The sequence below is a fragment of the Psychromonas sp. CNPT3 genome (assembly GCF_000153405.2).
In the GTDB taxonomy this organism is placed as follows: Bacteria; Pseudomonadota; Gammaproteobacteria; order Enterobacterales; family Psychromonadaceae; genus Psychromonas.
The window spans coordinates 2,009,862-2,025,952 of sequence record NC_020802.1 but is presented as its reverse complement, the minus strand read 5'-3'; the positions used below and the strand labels follow the sequence as shown (position 1 = coordinate 2,025,952).

At 37.0% G+C, this 16,091-nt stretch carries 16 protein-coding genes; 10 read left to right on the top strand and 6 right to left on the bottom strand.

The annotated features are described in order from the left end of the window. Positions 1-8 precede the first annotated feature (8 nt). The 9 genes from PCNPT3_RS08805 (at position 9) to PCNPT3_RS08755 (ending at position 7,475) form a co-directional block, all read left to right on the top strand. Positions 9-812 carry a MetQ/NlpA family ABC transporter substrate-binding protein gene (locus PCNPT3_RS08805; protein WP_015465533.1) on the top strand — a complete coding sequence of 268 codons (804 nt, stop codon included), beginning with the start codon at positions 9-11 and terminating at the stop codon, positions 810-812. A gap of 409 nt (positions 813-1,221) precedes the next feature. Continuing rightward, positions 1,222-1,413, top strand: a complete 192-nt coding sequence (locus PCNPT3_RS08800; RefSeq protein ID WP_015465532.1) for a type II toxin-antitoxin system RelE family toxin — start codon at positions 1,222-1,224, stop codon at positions 1,411-1,413. Between the two features lie 88 nt (positions 1,414-1,501). Next, on the top strand, positions 1,502-2,158 hold the full coding sequence (locus PCNPT3_RS08795; protein WP_015465531.1) for a Bax inhibitor-1 family protein: 657 nt from the start codon (positions 1,502-1,504) through the stop codon (positions 2,156-2,158). Between the two features lie 138 nt (positions 2,159-2,296). Further along, a complete protein-coding gene (locus PCNPT3_RS08790; protein WP_015465530.1) occupies positions 2,297-2,611 on the top strand; it encodes a DUF6122 family protein in 315 nt (104 codons plus the stop codon). After that, on the top strand, positions 2,599-2,853 hold the full coding sequence (locus tag PCNPT3_RS08785) for a hypothetical protein (RefSeq protein WP_015465529.1): 255 nt from the start codon (positions 2,599-2,601) through the stop codon (positions 2,851-2,853). The genes PCNPT3_RS08790 and PCNPT3_RS08785 overlap by 13 nt, the downstream gene beginning before the upstream one ends. Positions 2,854-2,979: 126 nt before the next feature. Beyond that, positions 2,980-3,174: a hypothetical protein gene (locus tag PCNPT3_RS08780; RefSeq protein ID WP_015465528.1), complete on the top strand. Its 195-nt coding sequence runs from the start codon at positions 2,980-2,982 to the stop codon at positions 3,172-3,174. 608 nt (positions 3,175-3,782) lie between these two features. Then, positions 3,783-4,457, top strand: coding sequence for a hypothetical protein (locus tag PCNPT3_RS08775; RefSeq protein WP_015465527.1), 675 nt, complete (start codon positions 3,783-3,785; stop codon positions 4,455-4,457). Between the two features lie 1,663 nt (positions 4,458-6,120). Then, complete coding sequence (locus tag PCNPT3_RS08760) at positions 6,121-6,522, top strand: NUDIX hydrolase (protein ID WP_015465524.1); 402 nt, start codon at positions 6,121-6,123, stop codon at positions 6,520-6,522. 584 nt (positions 6,523-7,106) lie between these two features. After that, positions 7,107-7,475, top strand: a complete 369-nt coding sequence (locus tag PCNPT3_RS08755; protein WP_015465523.1) for a hypothetical protein — start codon at positions 7,107-7,109, stop codon at positions 7,473-7,475. Positions 7,476-7,897: 422 nt separating this feature from the next. Here PCNPT3_RS08755 and PCNPT3_RS08745 read toward each other — a convergent pair whose 3' ends face one another. The 5 genes from PCNPT3_RS08745 to PCNPT3_RS08725 form a co-directional block, all read right to left on the bottom strand. Beyond that, complete coding sequence (locus tag PCNPT3_RS08745) at positions 7,898-9,226, bottom strand: anaerobic C4-dicarboxylate transporter (RefSeq protein WP_015465521.1); 1,329 nt, start codon at positions 9,224-9,226, stop codon at positions 7,898-7,900. Between the two features lie 333 nt (positions 9,227-9,559). Continuing rightward, the gene (locus tag PCNPT3_RS08740) at positions 9,560-10,534 is read right to left on the bottom strand and encodes an ABC transporter substrate-binding protein (protein WP_015465520.1); all 975 of its coding nucleotides are present in this window, start codon (positions 10,532-10,534) and stop codon (positions 9,560-9,562) included. 62 nt (positions 10,535-10,596) lie between these two features. Next, positions 10,597-11,643 carry a FecCD family ABC transporter permease gene (locus PCNPT3_RS08735; protein WP_015465519.1) on the bottom strand — a complete coding sequence of 349 codons (1,047 nt, stop codon included), beginning with the start codon at positions 11,641-11,643 and terminating at the stop codon, positions 10,597-10,599. Beyond that, positions 11,640-12,668: a FecCD family ABC transporter permease gene (locus tag PCNPT3_RS08730; RefSeq protein WP_015465518.1), complete on the bottom strand. Its 1,029-nt coding sequence runs from the start codon at positions 12,666-12,668 to the stop codon at positions 11,640-11,642. The genes PCNPT3_RS08735 and PCNPT3_RS08730 overlap by 4 nt, the downstream gene beginning before the upstream one ends. After that, positions 12,643-13,419 (bottom strand): ABC transporter ATP-binding protein, encoded by a 777-nt coding sequence (locus PCNPT3_RS08725; protein ID WP_015465517.1) that lies wholly within the window; start codon positions 13,417-13,419, stop codon positions 12,643-12,645. The genes PCNPT3_RS08730 and PCNPT3_RS08725 overlap by 26 nt, the downstream gene beginning before the upstream one ends. A gap of 458 nt (positions 13,420-13,877) precedes the next feature. Between PCNPT3_RS08725 and PCNPT3_RS08720 the strand changes: the two genes are divergently transcribed. Continuing rightward, complete coding sequence (locus tag PCNPT3_RS08720; RefSeq protein ID WP_015465516.1) at positions 13,878-14,405, top strand: PEP-CTERM sorting domain-containing protein; 528 nt, start codon at positions 13,878-13,880, stop codon at positions 14,403-14,405. 268 nt (positions 14,406-14,673) lie between these two features. On the opposite strand, the gene PCNPT3_RS08715 is transcribed toward PCNPT3_RS08720, so the two are convergent. After that, the gene (locus tag PCNPT3_RS08715; protein WP_015465515.1) at positions 14,674-15,969 is read right to left on the bottom strand and encodes a DEAD/DEAH box helicase; all 1,296 of its coding nucleotides are present in this window, start codon (positions 15,967-15,969) and stop codon (positions 14,674-14,676) included. Positions 15,970-16,091 lie beyond the last annotated feature (122 nt).

Here is a 16,091-nt window from a genome sequence, read left to right as displayed (position 1 = left end):
GAGTTAATATGGGCAAGGATAAATTAATATACCGATGTTTTTTGAGTTGCAGTCTTCTACTTAGTTTGGTTGCGTGCAATCAAGGTGATGAGCAATTATTAAAAGTAGGCGCGACCGTAGGCCCGCATGCTCAGGTGATTGAGGCGGTTGTAATCGAGGCAAGAAAACAAGGTCTCAATGTTAAGCTGGTGGAGTTTTCTGACTTTATCGCGCCCAATGCAGCACTCGCCAGTGGTGATATTGACCTTAATAGTTATCAGCATTTACCTTTTTTACTTAATTATAATAAACATAACGAAACACATCTGATCTCACTAGGGAGCTCTATATTAATGCGCATGGGAATTTATTCGTCTAAATATAGCGCCGTTAATGAGCTACCAGATAATGCACTGATAGCAATCCCTAACGATCCAACCAATGCTGGGCGCGGGTTGCTTTTATTAGCCGATGCAAAATTAATTACGTTAAAAGAGAATGTTGGCTATCAGGCAACACTCAATGATATTAAGACGAATCCTAAGCATTTTAGATTTATTGAAATTGAGGCCGCTCAGTTACCTCGGAGCTTAGAGGATGTAGATGCGGCTACTATCACGATGAACTATGTAATGTCAGCAGGTTTAGATCCTAATAAACAAGGGATTTATCTAGAGCCTAAAACGGCGCCGTTAGCCGTTATGATCATCGCCGCAAGAAGGGCGGATAAAAACAATGCGACGTATAAAAAGTTTGTTGAAATTTATCACTCTAAGCCCATCCGTGATTTTATAAAGAAAACCTTCAAGGGAACGATTGAACCCGCTTATTAAGGTTGATGACGATAAGGCATGTTTAAAGAAAGTAACGTGTCTTATTTCTCGTTACTTTCATCTTTTTATCCTGCGTATTTTCAAATAATAATAAAATTTTAAGTGAAATGCATAAATAACTAATCGGATTTATTTAGCGGTGTTTACATACAGGTATAATAATACCAAAGGAACTAAAAAGGTTACCCGTCTTGCTTGTTGAAATTATCCCACCCTGCGTTGTGAGTTTTGAAGTGAGAACAACACTCTCCTACAACTCACGCCTTGCTAGTGTTAATTTTTCCTGCGCAATACATGGAAGCTATATTAATTCCTTTGGTATTAATGGACGTTGTAGATGATTATGAGTGAGGTAAAATAGTAGATCTTCGTCGCAATGATTTATCAGAAGCAATTGAAGTAAATTTAGATGACTTATAAATTAAAATTTCTTCCAGCCGCAAAAAAAGAGTGGGATAAATTAAGAGACTACGATTATGTTTACAAAATTAAATTACGTACAGTAGGCTACAGATTAGCGTACGAGGTATCAGATGACGAGATCGTGGTCTATGTTTTAGCAGTAGGGAAACGAGATAAAAATGCAATATACAAAAAGTGAGCATCTCGTAGAGTGTAATGCCGTATAACAAGCAGGGCGTTATGTGCCACGATAAAGTGGTGAATATTTTAAACTATAGGGAAATAAAATGAAAATAGATGTATTTGGCAGAACAGAAACCAATGACAAGATCATAAGTGGTTCAACTTACAATTTTGTTATTGGTTTAACTCTAATTTGGGGCTTCGCTATAAACTGGCTAATGGTTCTAAATATTCCAGTTGAATCTATAAACAGTATTAATCCAATAGTTTTCTTTATTGGTTATTTTGCATCATGTTTGTTTGGTATTTATCTTTTTAGTAAATCTGATAGCCCAGTGGTTAGTTTTATTGGTTATAATTTTGTGGTTGTTCCTTTCGGATTAATTATTAATTTAGTTGTAAGCCAATATAATCCAGACATTGTACTCGAAGCCATAAGAGTTACAGGTATGGTAACTTTCGTTATGATGCTTTTAGGTTCTATGTATCCTGCCTTTTTCAATAAAATAGCGGGAGGTCTTACAATAGCTTTACTCTGTGTAATCGTAGTCGAGCTAATTGAAATCTATATATTTAATACTCATCATGGCGTTTTAGATTGGATTGTTGCGATTATCTTCTGCGGTTATATTGGATATGATTGGGCTAGAGCAAATGCCATTCCTAAGACATATGATAATGCAGTGGATAGTGCTGCTGCGTTGTATATGGACATTATTAATTTGTTTTTACGCATACTCAGGATCCTCGGAAGAAGGTAGCACATAACAAGCTGTTTAAGGGGGGGAGATCACACATAACGCTTGCTAGGTCCACTTCGTTCCACATTTTAGCCAACCATTACTTAGCCTGTTATTAAGGTGTTAGGTGTTAGGTGATAAAGAGAGGATGGCATTTACATGTTTCATTTATACTTACATTTCATTGTTCCCGCTTTATTGGTAGGGATTTTTTACCGAAATATTTGGAAAGTGGCTTATTTTATAATGATCTCGACAATGCTTGTAGATATTGATCATTTATTAGCTGATCCAATATATAGCCCAAATCGTTGCAGTATTGGCTTTCATCCATTACATCAACTTTGGTTTATCGTTTTGTATGTTGTACTTTGTTTTATACCAAAAACAAGATTTATTGGCCTAGGTTTGTCTGTTCATATGGTTTTAGATTCTATTGATTGTCAGATAACCAATGGGGTATGGATAAGTTAAGTTCGGATTTTGTTTATTCACCGAACAAGGCATTTAAACGGAATAAAAAAACACTTTTTACATTATGTACTGTCTTCATCACTGCCTGTGATGGAGGTGGAAACGTACCAGTAGATAAAATAATTACACCATCAGAACAAATAGTTGAGTTAGAAAGATCTGACTCCATTCCAAAGCTAGAACGTGGTAAATCCATAGAAGGGATAGACCTAAATGCAAATGCTATTCGTGATGATATATAAGTGTTTAGAGAAGCTAATTATACAGAAACACCTCAACGCGCAGCGGTTATACAGTCAGCTAAAGCATTACAATAAGCGCTTTTGGTAGATGTCACCGATATTATTGCAGTAAAGGAGGTTAATACAATGATCTCGTATTCAGATCATTGTATTTATAGTCAATTTGACGGAACAAACAACTCTAAACAACCTGTCCAAGTCTCTCAAGAAATTGAATCATTGGCCACAAACACAAAAGAAAGATCACTTGCCTATCTTGAATTTAGTAAAGCATTGGATGGAACGTCTTGGACAACGCCAGAAGGAGATACCTGTGAATAGATCTATAAAAAACAATGCGTTATTTAAGGTGTTTTTTCTGAAAAGGGATAAATTCTATAGGCTCGTTAGGCATTTCGTCGCATTTATTAACATTCGGAGTCGTTGTGAAAAAAGTAATAGAAATATATTTTGGTTAATATTTAAACCGGTATTACTCTGAAGTAAGATCCTTTCAAACTTTTCTGCTATCTGTTAAAACGGGGCTCCTGCCTTTAATTTTAATTTTAAATTTATTTGGCTAATATGAGAATAACGAATAGAGTTAATAGAGTCAGGTCTTTAATTTTGAAATTATTTGGCTAGTACGAGAATAATGTAACCTAAGTGCTGTCCTATTTGTTTTTGTATGTATTACCCCGACCGATAGGCACAGTATATCGCTTGATGTTTCTCAATGAGCGTTAAGTCACTTGGCTCTGCTGAGGTGTTTTTCCGCTCATTATCACGATGCTATAAATAACCAGCGAAATGTAATCATAAATAGCGTCGCATCTTTTCTCCCATCGAATAATATAATCACTTTAACTTTACATAGTGATCTTCCAGATTAAATACTTAACTCCATTATGCTAATGATATGTAAATAACATAAATATTAAGGGTTAATTATGAAAAATATAAAAATTAATATAATGTTAGTCAAACCCAACCAGTTCCCTAATTATTTAGAAAATAAAGAGAAAATTACAGCGGTAGATGCATATATATACTTAAATATCAAAACAGGTGAATGCTATGCAGATTATAATATTAATCACAATTCTATTTGTTTTGATGGTTATCAAAATATTATATTAACGTTTAAAGTTGAAATTGATGCCACTCATGATGCCTTAAATAAAATATTTAAGGATAATAAAAATAATTTTCAACAGATTATAAATGGTTCAGAAATAAAATGGCGCGGATCAAATTATGTCGCTGTTTTAAATGAAAACGCACGAGATATCTATTATAAATTATTTAATAATGGAAACGGATTTATATCTATATCAAGTAAAAAAGGACTAATAGGTAGTGTAAATACGTATTTAGACGTTAATAAACATTTAAATGCAGATTTAGATGACTTTATAAATACGTTATTAGAGGTGAATATTAATCATTATTATTTTTTAAAAAATTTTCCAAATAAAAAAACTATGTGTTTAATATTACAACATATGTTACTAGAGCGTTTATATAATGGGGGGCCTTTACCTCATTCTACTATAAAATATTTACTAACATTAAAAAACATGTATTCATCTCATTGGGAAAAAAAGCTTAAAAAATTATTATAATCAAGTGGCACTCTGTTTATAGTACGCTTAATATTTTAGTTTTAAATTTTTTATAAAAAAGGGAAGACTATATTTATCATCTCTTTAACCTTTGCGTGTGATAGTGATAAATATTTAATTGAGTTAACGCCTGCAATATTAATATAACCCAAAGTGCTATCGTCAAATGATCCACCTACCCACCTCAATAACCGGCTTTATCCCTCAATAAACCAATTCGTTACTATCAGTACATGTGAATGACCTGTGGCGTAGCTTTTTAAGATCAGGGGCGTTTAGATTGCCTACTTCTGTGATAATGCCTTTTAATTTATTCTTTGTCATAGTTACACCTTGAATTTCAAAGTCATAATAACTAACGGTTAGACCCTCAACACTTAACGGCAACAGAGCTGTTTACATACAGGTGTAATTAATGCCAAAGGAACTAAAAAGGTTACCCGTCTTGCTTGTTGTTTTTTGCTATTTTACTCGGCGTAAAAGAGATCATCCTGTCACACTTCCCCCGTAGATTTTTTTTAACGTATTGTAATCTATAGAGACCTCTATAAGTTAAAAGCTTCACTTTTACAGAAAAGACCCTCACTTATATATCAATTAATAATGTTAACTCGCTGTTTTCATTTAATTTTTGTGTTATAAAATAAATTATTAATTAATTATTGGATGTGTGTTAGTAAGAATGCAGCCGAATACACTGTTAGCCTTTTTCTTCTGCTTTATCTGGGCCCTGGTGGCGAAAATGTGGGGCCTTGGTGTAGGGTGGTGATTGCTTTTTTTGTATTGGGTTTCGTTTTGGATCTTTCCGGGGTAGGAGATGTCGCAGATATATTAATTAACATTGCATCAATAGTTTTAAGTATTGTGTTTGGCGTTAACGGTAACTCTTGGAGAGAAAAAAATCTTATTTCTATAGCCTCGTTATGTTTCTTGGGAGCCCAATGATTTTAATTTTTTCCACAACATTATTAATATATGTGATTATTTCGTCGCTGGCTTGGTTAGAAGCAAAAAGAAAATGTAGTATTTACTGGAGTGATCTTTGCTCTCCTTTAGTGTTACCTTTTTTCTGGTTAATTCTTTCATTTTTTGGCTATGGCTTTCGAGGTTTTAGTGGTTTTTATGAGATTGTAATTATTTTAATTTCTAGCGCTTTGTTTCTGAATATACGTGTTTTCTTCCTTGACCGATATTATACAAACTATAAAATAAACTCTTATCTTCTGCTGACATTAGGTTTTATATTAGTATTTTTGTTACGAACATTTATGCAATATGGCCTGGATTGATTAAAACATAACAAGGTAATTAAACTGAAAATTAACAGTTGGATTTTTTGCTTCGCTACACAATTTTAGCCAACTATTACTTAGCCTGTTATGTAGGCGTTGAGGCTGTAGAATAATTCACTTTTGATAAATTAGTGAAAACTTACAAGTTGTTGTTTTAACTGCCAATAAAAATACGAGAAAGTAGATTTTTTTTGAAATGGATAAATTCTACAGCCTCGTTAGAATAATTCACTTTTTATAAAGTGATGATACATTTTAAGTTGTTGTTTTAACTGTCATCAGAAAACGTGAAAGTCGATATTTTCTGAAAATGGATAAATTCTATAGACTCGTTAGGCATTTCGTCGCATTTATTAACATTTGGAGTCTTTGTGAAAAAAGAAATAGATAAGTTAGCTTGGTTATATATCCAAGATGGAAAACTGTTAATCGCCCGTTCTAAAAACAAAAAATTATTTTATATCCCCGGTGGTAAAAGAGAAGAAGGTGAATCGGATGAACAGGCACTTATTCGAGAAATTAAAGAAGAGATTTCTGTCGATTTAATTCCCAGTACAATAAAGTATGCAGCCACCTTTAAAGCTCAAGCTGACGGTAAAGAAAGCGAAATAATGGTTAAAATAACTTGTTATTACGCTGATTTTCAAGGAAGTCTATCTCCTGATGCAGAGATTGAAGAAATAGACTTTATCGGTTACCAAGATAAAAGTCGTTGTTCTCTATGTGCTATTCAAGCAATGGACTGGCTAAAAAGTAAAAATTTAATAACGTAGGCGTAAAGGCCTGACAAGAAAACAAACAGGACTCGTAATGCTTGCTGGGCTCTGTTTAGTCTCGTATTTAGCAAGCATTACTTAGCCTGTTATTAATATTAAAGTAACTAAAAAGGTGCTCCATCTTGCCTGTGAAGTTATCCCACCCTGCACTGTGAGTTTTGAAGAGAGAACAACACTCTCCTACAACTCAGGCCTTGCTAGTGTTAATTTTTCCTGCGCAATACATGAAAACTTAATTAATTTCTTTGGTATAAGGTGTTAGCATTCAAGGAAGGATCCAATGTCAACTCAAAGATAAATGTGTATTTGTAAGTCCTGTCGCGTTGAAACGTCTCATATATTAGTATTGGTTAGAAAGGAAAGCCCCTTTAAAAAGTCGAAAAATTGTAAACGAAAAGAGTTTATTTCGGGGCTAATTAAAGGTTGGTTTCTTGGCCCTTTTGTCGCGTCAATGGATGAGTTTAATCGGCATCTTATATGCGATAAGTGTGGTACAACAACCATCGAAGAATAGCGACTATTCATTATATTTAACACGTTTTAGATTAATATAACCACACGTGTTTTACGGGGTATTTAATATGAACAACTTATTTACATACGTATCGGCTATCAACGACAGTGATGCGGGTGAGTTTGTTGTTGAGCGAAAAAGGGTAGAAGAGTCAGAAGAGCATGATGGTATAATTACTTATTATTCAGAACAAATAGTTAAGTTTAAAAATGGCGTGATCATAAAACAGTGTGTTGAAAAAGACGCTAACTTTTCTCACCCAGAAGTGGTTTGTGAAGAGTGTTTTATTAACTATGACGTTTTATTTGAACCGGATAATTATGACATTACGCCTAAACAGAAAAATTTCATTAATCATTGCCAAGAGATATTTTGGCTAAAAATAAGTGCAGTACAAAGCACTCAATACAGGGACGGTTACTTATGTATAAAATGACGCATCGATTTTTAAGTTTAGTTATTATTTTTTCTATGTTTTTGGTAGGTGTTTTGATTATTCACGAATTTGAACTGCCTCTATTTGTCGGTTTTTTTATTGATATTCCGCTTATTTTTATCCCGTTAATTTTGTTTTTAAAAATTCCTTTTAGGTGTGACCAAAAAGGTTGCAAGGGCGTCGCCAAGCTTGAAATCCATGAAGAGTTGCTAGATAAATGGTATCGGTATTTTTTGATGTCAGGTCATAGATGCAACAAATGCGATCACTTTATTAAATTACCTCGCCGTAAATCATCCTCGTATTAAAGGCGCGCTAAAAAGAGAAAATAACGGTGCCTGTAAGCGTGACGTAGATTAAATCATGCTTATAGGCATCAGTTAAGATACTCTTAATGCCTATTTCAGCCCCTTTAAACCACGTTAAACAATAAATATCTGCCCTAATACATAACCTAAACTACAGGCACAGATCACACCAATTAACCCCACAGACATAAAGGAGTGATTAAAGTAATATTTACCTATTTTGGTGGTACCTGATGTATCAAAATTTATAGTTGCGATGTCAGAGGGATAGTTTGGGATAAAAAAGTAGCCGTAGATAGCGGGCATAAGGCCGATTAATAATGCCGGTGATAACCCTAAGGATAAGCCAACGGGTAGCATCATGCGTGCGGTTGCCGCTTGTGAGTTAACAACGACAGAGACGATAAAGAGTGCTAATGCAAATGTCCATGGATATTGCGTTACCATACTCACCATGCCGGACTTAAATTGTGGCATAGCATATTGAAAATAAGTATCAGACATCCAAGCAATACCAAAAATGGCAATCGTCGCAACCATTCCTGATTTAAACACAACACCATTCGGCACTTTTGTCGGCTCGGTTTTCGTCACAATTAAAATAACCCCACCAAAAGCTAACATCATCATTTGGATAACGACGGACATTTTAATAGGCGCCGATCCCTCCGTTATTGTTCGTATTTCAGGGAACATGGCGATAGCCACAATAGATATGATTGCCATCAAAAAAATTAAAACGGCATTACGTGCTGAGGTCGGTAGTTTTTCATCTAAAGACGTTGATACCGTATTGAGGATCTTGTCTCGCCACTGCGGATCTTTTAAGCGCGCTTGATAATCTTCATCATCTTCTAATTCTTTACCTCGACGCAAACTATATAAAGAGAGCATTAAAGTACCAAATAAGGTGGAGGGTATGGTGACCATTAAAATAGAGAGTAGGGTAATGCTACTATTAATATCTACCATTTGTGCTAAATAATAAACGACGGCAGCCGATAATGGTGAGGCGGTGATGGCTAACTGAGATGCAACGGAAGCTGCTGCCATTGGGCGCTCTGGACGAATACCATTTTTAAGGGCGACATCACCAATGATAGGCATTATTGAATAAACCGCGTGGCCAGTACCGAGCATAAAGGTCATCATGTAGGTAACAAACGGTGCGATGATAGTGACGCGTTTGGGATTTTTACGTAAAACACGCTCCGCAATTTGTAACATATATTTTAATCCGCCGGCGGCTTCTAAAATAGATGCACAAGTTACCACTGCAATAATGATAAGCATAACGGTGACAGGTGGTGCAGTAGGGGGCATTTTAAAGATAAAGACTTCAATGAGTAAGCCAATTCCGGATACTACTCCTAGGCCTATACCTCCGCGACGCGATCCAATATAAAGAATAAGTAATAAAAAAAGAAACTGTAAATACAACATATAATACCCCTTTGTAAAGATAGCGTTGCGAACATGTTGCTATCATAGAGCATAAATTAACCGCATTATTTAGGCCAACCTAAAATTATAAACAAAAAGTGAATTATTGATCCCTTTGTTGATATAAAACAAACTCTCTTATTTATCCCTTTTAGTAGTTTTATGGATGATATAACGCCAAATTTAAAATAAATAACGGGGTAGGCTTTTAGTCGTGAACTTATTTTACGCTAAGTTCAAGGGGTTAAGACGACCCCGTTGCTTTTGCTGTCGGCCACCGACTGCCTTGCTAAAAAGCGAGCCGGTAGCTGAGATAATACCTTTGCTATAAGTTTACTTTTTAGCTCTATTTTCTAAAATACGCTTCTCTAATGCATCTAAAACATAGTCAACCGACACAAAAGTAGGTGAGTAAGCTTTTTCGCGGTTTAAGCGGATGAATTGGTTGTTTTTATAGGCATTCAATGCATTTTTCCAACCGGGCGCGACATCATCAAAAGCAAGGTCAATTGATGCTGGGCCTGCTTCGTTTTTAGATTTGTAAGTACTAAAGAACCAATCAGCGTCCAATGATTGAATGAGCTCAGAACTCACTTCATCACCCGCATGATCGCGCGTAAAATTATCTTTTAGGAATTGAGTACGCTCTAAACCGAGATCGAAGAGAACTTGCGTAATAATGCCAGAATTTTGTCTGATTTTTATTTCTGCTTTACCTTTACGTGGAACCGCATAAATAAATGTTTTATTTAAAAGTTCTTTTGAATATTTATGTTTGAATTCATTGATTTGAGTCTGGTATAGCGCATAGCGCTGCTCAAAGATTTCTTTTTCGCCCACCCAAGTCGCAATATCACGATAAGCATCAAATATATTAGGTGAATAACGTTTAATAAGTACGGTCGGTGCGATAGCTGAAAGCTTATCAAATACTTTACTTTGGTATTTTACAGTACCAATGATCAAGTCGGGCTTAGAGGCTTTGATTTGTTCAATATCACTGCCTTTATGACCATAATTAAAATAGTTTGTATCAGCAAATTTAATGCCAAAAACTTCTTCGCCACCACGGATGTAAGGCTTGTTTTCAGGCAATTTAATATAGGTTGAAGTGCCAACGATCGGTGCTTGAAGATCAAGTAAAATAGAGGTCGCCGACATAACATGCAGTGAGGCTACCCGTTTAGGGCTTTTAAGTATTTCAACTTGGTTGCCCGCATGATCGGTGACTATCATAGTATCCTTTGCGAAGGCTTGAAAGGATAAGCCGATCAAAGAGCAGCTAATCAATAATTTTAGTGTTTTCATATTTTTCCTTAAATATATAAAAAGGCGTTAACCTTTAAGTGCAGGCAAGATAACCTAGTTGCTTACTTACTAACCAAATAACGCGTCATCAGAAGAAAAAATAACGCGCCGATCAATGCGATGAACACACCCGCGTGGATCATTACGGGTGCAAATAATGTGCGGCCAAGTGTATCGGCCCAGAGCGTCATTAATGCGCCTAATAACATACTGACAATGCCAAGCTCTGTACCTCGGTAACCAATAATGTTTTTTGCTAAAAAAGTAGAGATAAGCCCGATAAAACCGATGGCGCCAACCAGTGCTATTACGGGAGCCATTGCAAAAACGGCTAAAATAATAAGAAAGAGGTAGTATTTTTTTGCTGCTACGCCTAATGACATCGCGTGTTGATAACCAAAGTTTAAAGGATTTATCTGCCGTCCTATCAGTAAAAACCCGGTCACGATCATGCCCAGCCAGACAACCAAAAACGTTGCGCTAAACAGGTCGAGTGATAAAAAACTACCGGATAAGAAGGCCATCAAATAAGCCATGTCTTCGACATCAACAGAGGCTAATAAGATATCGCTGAGCGCTGAAAAAACAGCGCCGAATGCAATGCCAACCAATATAATGAAAGTGCCCGTTAAATTTTTATGTACAAACCAAAGTACCAATAATGCCGTGCTTATAACGCCGATAAAACTAGCCAAAATGCTCGCGCTAACGGAGCTTTGCATAAAAAGGGTATAGGTAATAATGACTGAAAAGGCAGCGCCATCAGAAAGCCCTAAAACGCCAGGATCAGCTAATGAGTTACGCGCAGCAATTTGCAGTAAATACCCTGCAAGCGCCATCAGTGATCCGCATGCAATCGCACCCATAATACGAGGGAACCGAAGTTGATAAATAGTCTCTGTCGCATCATTGCGGCCAACATCCAATGTAATAACAGCATAAACATCGGCCCAACTCACGTTCACCGATCCCAGTTTCATGCTCCAAATAAAACTTAGGATTAATAATGCGAACAATGCATTAATGACCCAAAAAGTATGTTGGTAAATAGGCAAGGAAATACCGAGACCGATGTATAAAACTTTATTTTTTTTGTGAGTGTTGATCATGTGCTTTGCTTTTTTCGAATGATAAAATAGAGTAAGAATAAAAAGAAAACGCTACCGATGCATGCGCTGACTCCACCGACAATTAACACTTTAGGGGCGATTAAAATACGTGCTAATAAATCGGCAAACGTTAATAACAGGCCACCTAATAACATCGAGAGCCACGCACCTTTAGCACCCACTTGGGTCACAAATATTTTACTGATATGTGGCACAACAAGCCCTATAAATCCGATAGGGCCAACCGTTGAAACCACTAAAGATGCCAGTAAGAAGATGCAAAGCAAGGTTATTATTTTAGTGCGTTTCACATTAACGCCCGCACTATGTGCTTGTTTCTCACCTAAAATAAGCACGTCTAATGAACGCCCTTGAGCGAGTAAAACGCCCATTGTCAGTAATGCAATGGGGTAGATTCGTTGTAAGTCTATAAAATCTGATGGGCTAATGTCGCCCAATAGCCAATCTTGTATATCTGCAAATTGTAAAGGATCTAATTGGATCAAGAAGGTGCTCAGAGAGGAGAACAGCATAGAGACTAAACTGCCTGCCAGCACAATGTGTAAGCCTCTTGAAATACTAGAGCGATTCATCATTTGGCTCATCGCTAAGGTGAATGCCCCTGCGACACACGCACCTAAAAAAGCGGGTATGAAAATATCATCTTCGGAGATGTTAAAAAAGTAAATCGCGCAGAGACTAAAAAACACAGCGCCACTACTAACGCCCAATGTTGAGGAAGAAACGAGGGGGTTTTGGAATAGTTTTTGCGCTTTAAATCCGCAAAGTCCGAGCATCGCGCCACAACACATCGCGACCATAAAACGAGGTAAACGTTGTTTTATCACAATATGGTGAGAGAAAACCTGACTATCAAATAAAAATATCGCTTGATATATCTCAGACCAAGAGAGGTGTTTTGCGCCCACACTGATATGCATTAACGCAATAATTATTGTGCCGATGAGTATCGCGATGAATGCGCTTAAATACCGAAAATTAGGCGAAAAGGTGTGTTGGGACATGAACGCCTACCTTGTCATTACCAATGCGAGTCGTACTTACCTCAAAAACGTCTTCTACCATTTTTGATGTTATCACTGCTTGGGCGCTTCCTTGGGCGTAGACTTGTTGCTGAGACAATACAATGACTTCATCGCCATACAAGGCTGCTTGCGTCATATCATGTAAAATGGCGATCACTATTTTACCTTGTCTTGTCAGATCTTTGGCGATATCTAAGAGTAAATATTGATGTTTTAAATCCAAATGGCTCGTTGGCTCATCAAGCAACACGATGTCTGTTTGTTGGGCGAGTAGCATGGCCATTCGCGCACGTTGTTGTTGTCCTCCTGATATCTCAGACAGTTTTCTATCGGCAAGATCAGTGATCTGCATTTGTTGCATGGCATGGCTCACTATCTTTTGATCGGTCGCGCTATAACGAGACAAGAAACTTTGATAGCAAAATCGTCCTTGCATCACCATCTCAGCTACCGTCATATATTCTGGTAGTGTCATAGATTGGGATAATACGGAGATAGTTTGTGCTTGTTGTTGATGAGAAAATTTAGGTAAATCGGTACCGTTGATCGTAATTGAACCCTGAGTGAGGGGTAAATTGCGCATTAACAAATTGAATAGGGTGCTTTTACCACAGCCATTTTGGCCTAAAATGACGTAAAAAGTACCGCGCTCGAATGTGAGAGAAATATCATCAAGAATATTAGATTGATTTTTATGGGCAAAACTCACATTTTTAATTTGTAGCGTCATGATCAACTTAGATAAAAAAATCGACCATAATAATGGTAATGAGAATTATTTGCAATTAAAACTTATAATTGTTGTTTACAAAAAGTGGTTGCTTTTACTAAGCGCTTTAGTGAAGTCAGGTCTTTTAATAGAGGGCTTATCTGGCGAAGACTTGCAGAATGAAACGGCGTAATTTACGTTGTTTTTAATGTGCATTACCCCGCTAGATAGGCATGGAAAAACCTGATTTTTAATCATAAACATCGTAAAAAAACCGGAAAATTGATGCCTCATTTATGGTCGTTTTAAGCTGACTCATATGTGTCGGAAAACTTTACATATCCCATTTTAATGCTAATGGTCGTTACGAAGAACTATTGTAAGCAACTGTTATTTAATCGGTTGTTTATTTTGGCTTTATAATTGCAATGTTATGGTTATGGTTATGGTTATTTTCATTCAATTAGGGAGTTACTGTTATGACAAAATTTACTATTTTAGTTTTTATTATTTTTTTATCCCTAGGAGCAAGGGCGAACATCATTAGCAACGGGCAGTTCGACACAAATATCAACGGTTGGACTTGTGAGGCGGGATCTTCTTGTGGTGTTCAATCCTATTATCCCGGTACGGCTTATATTTATAATAATTACTCCGTCGGATCTCTCTATCAAAATTTAACAACGGTAAGTGGAGTACTTTACAACTTTTCATTTGACTGGTTTACAAATGGCAATAATAACACTGCCGGGTTTTCGATTGATGGCGTTCATTCCGCGTTCAATACGGGGCCTGCAGATTTGATCCCGACAACAGTCGTAGGATCTTTTATTGCGACGAGCAATCTGACAGAGTTTGGGTTATTAGCGTACACGAGCTTTGATTCTGGTACGATCCAGTACGATAATGTATCCGTTGTAGCCACTGTAGCAGAGCCAGTATCCATTGTATTACTCGGGTTTGGCTTGATTGGGATCGTTTTCTTCAGAAGAAAAAAGGCGATTTGAGTAAAAATAGCACTTAGTTCGAAAAGCCTCGATTATGAAAAGATCCCTTAAAGTTGGACAATATTAGTCGAGTTTTTTTATGCCCAACAGTTGTTAAGTGCGAACTTCGGGATCTGGAACTCAAATTTTTACATAATATAACAACATTATTTAATCGTATTCTGGTCAAGTCCAAACACACCTGAACTGATCATTAATATGAAAAACACCCAGAAAACGTAAGGCTCCTGAGTGTATATCGTAAAAACCAGCTCACTTCTTATTCAAGTTAAGAATTTCTCAACCAGATATCGGCATTGATTGTCGGTTTGTTTTTACGCTTTTTCTTACCACTGCCTTCAGGTTTTGCCATCGGTTTTTCTGTGGTAATTAATGCATCATTTTCTGTCAATTCAAACCCAGCTACTTGTTCACGTTCAAGCCTGATTTTATTCTTCTTTTCGATGATTTTAAAATGATGATAATCTTCATGATCAATCAGCGATAATGCTAAACCAACTTCACCAGCACGGCCACTTCGTCCAATACGATGCATATAGTCTGATGGACTTCTTGGTAAGTCAAAGTTGATCACAACGGGTAGTTTTTCGATATCTAGGCCTCGGGCTGCGATATCAGTAGCAATTAACACATTGATCTCGCCAGCTTTAAAGGACTCAAGCACACGATCACGAGCACCTTGACCTTTAGCGCCATGAAATACTTCGGCGGTAATGCCACGCTTAGACAGTTTTTCAGCGAGGTGATCACAGTTCCTTTTGGCATTGACAAAAATAAGCGCTTGTCGCCATTGATGGTGTTTAATCAAGTGCGCTAACAACGCTGTTTTTTGTCCTTTGTTAACGGTGAAAACCCGCTGTACTAAGGTGCTAGCATCCGCACTTTGTAATTGTATTTCAACCGGTTCATTGAGTAACTCTTGCGTTAATGCCTGCACTTGTTCAGGAAATGTCGCTGAAAACAATAAGGTTTGCTTTTTCTTTGGTAGCAAGGCTAATAAAGCAGATAGTTCGTCAGTAAAGCCTAGGCTTAACATGCGATCGGCTTCATCAAGCACCAAGCATTGAACTCTATCGAGTTTAATGGCATTGCTTGAAATTAAATCGAGTAATCGGCCCGGTGTTGCAACCAAAATGTCAGTGCCACCGCGTAATGCCAGCATTTGAGTGTTTGCGGATACACCACCAAAAACCGCCACTGTTTTAATCGCGCCGTTAAAATGTACCGCATAAGATTTAATGCTGTCTGCAACTTGCTTGGCGAGTTCGCGGGTCGGTACCAAAATTAGGCTTGTCACATAGTTGCCTTTTTCGCGACTATTACTTACGTTTTTTTGAGCCTGCTGTTGCTCAAAAATATGCTGTAATAGTGGTAGTGCAAACGTCGCCGTTTTACCCGAGCCAGTATTGGCCCCTGCAATTAAGTCATGTCCACGTAAAATACTTGGGATAGCTTGCGCTTGAATGGGCGTTGGCTGCTGATATTCCAGCTCTGTTAATCGAGCTAACAAGGGTTGAATAAGACCAAGTTCGGTGAAGTTGGTTGGTGTTGTGATGTTGCTCATTAATATATAGGCCTCAAAGCTAAGAATAGTCGACTATTTTAGCGCATTTATCGTCGGTTAAGTTAGTGAAATTTACGGCGGTGCAAAATCCCTGTGTTTACACGTCTATGCTAATAGTGTTG

Bases quoted from the DNA above. Each gene is read 5' to 3' on its own strand.
- PCNPT3_RS08805 (WP_015465533.1), top strand. From the start codon at position 9: ATGGGCAAGGATAAATTAATATACCGATGTTTTTTGAGTTGCAGTCTT.
- PCNPT3_RS08800 (WP_015465532.1), top strand. From the start codon at position 1,222: ATGACTTATAAATTAAAATTTCTTCCAGCCGCAAAAAAAGAGTGGGAT.
- PCNPT3_RS08795 (WP_015465531.1), top strand. From the start codon at position 1,502: ATGAAAATAGATGTATTTGGCAGAACAGAAACCAATGACAAGATCATA.
- PCNPT3_RS08790 (WP_015465530.1), top strand. From the start codon at position 2,297: ATGTTTCATTTATACTTACATTTCATTGTTCCCGCTTTATTGGTAGGG.
- PCNPT3_RS08785 (WP_015465529.1), top strand. From the start codon at position 2,599: ATGGATAAGTTAAGTTCGGATTTTGTTTATTCACCGAACAAGGCATTT.
- PCNPT3_RS08780 (WP_015465528.1), top strand. From the start codon at position 2,980: ATGATCTCGTATTCAGATCATTGTATTTATAGTCAATTTGACGGAACA.
- PCNPT3_RS08775 (WP_015465527.1), top strand. From the start codon at position 3,783: ATGAAAAATATAAAAATTAATATAATGTTAGTCAAACCCAACCAGTTC.
- PCNPT3_RS08755 (WP_015465523.1), top strand. From the start codon at position 7,107: ATGAACAACTTATTTACATACGTATCGGCTATCAACGACAGTGATGCG.
- PCNPT3_RS08745 (WP_015465521.1), bottom strand. From the start codon at position 9,226: ATGTTGTATTTACAGTTTCTTTTTTTATTACTTATTCTTTATATTGGA.
- PCNPT3_RS08740 (WP_015465520.1), bottom strand. From the start codon at position 10,534: ATGAAAACACTAAAATTATTGATTAGCTGCTCTTTGATCGGCTTATCC.
- PCNPT3_RS08735 (WP_015465519.1), bottom strand. From the start codon at position 11,643: ATGATCAACACTCACAAAAAAAATAAAGTTTTATACATCGGTCTCGGT.
- PCNPT3_RS08730 (WP_015465518.1), bottom strand. From the start codon at position 12,668: ATGTCCCAACACACCTTTTCGCCTAATTTTCGGTATTTAAGCGCATTC.
- PCNPT3_RS08725 (WP_015465517.1), bottom strand. From the start codon at position 13,419: ATGACGCTACAAATTAAAAATGTGAGTTTTGCCCATAAAAATCAATCT.
- PCNPT3_RS08720 (WP_015465516.1), top strand. From the start codon at position 13,878: ATGACAAAATTTACTATTTTAGTTTTTATTATTTTTTTATCCCTAGGA.
- PCNPT3_RS08715 (WP_015465515.1), bottom strand. From the start codon at position 15,969: ATGAGCAACATCACAACACCAACCAACTTCACCGAACTTGGTCTTATT.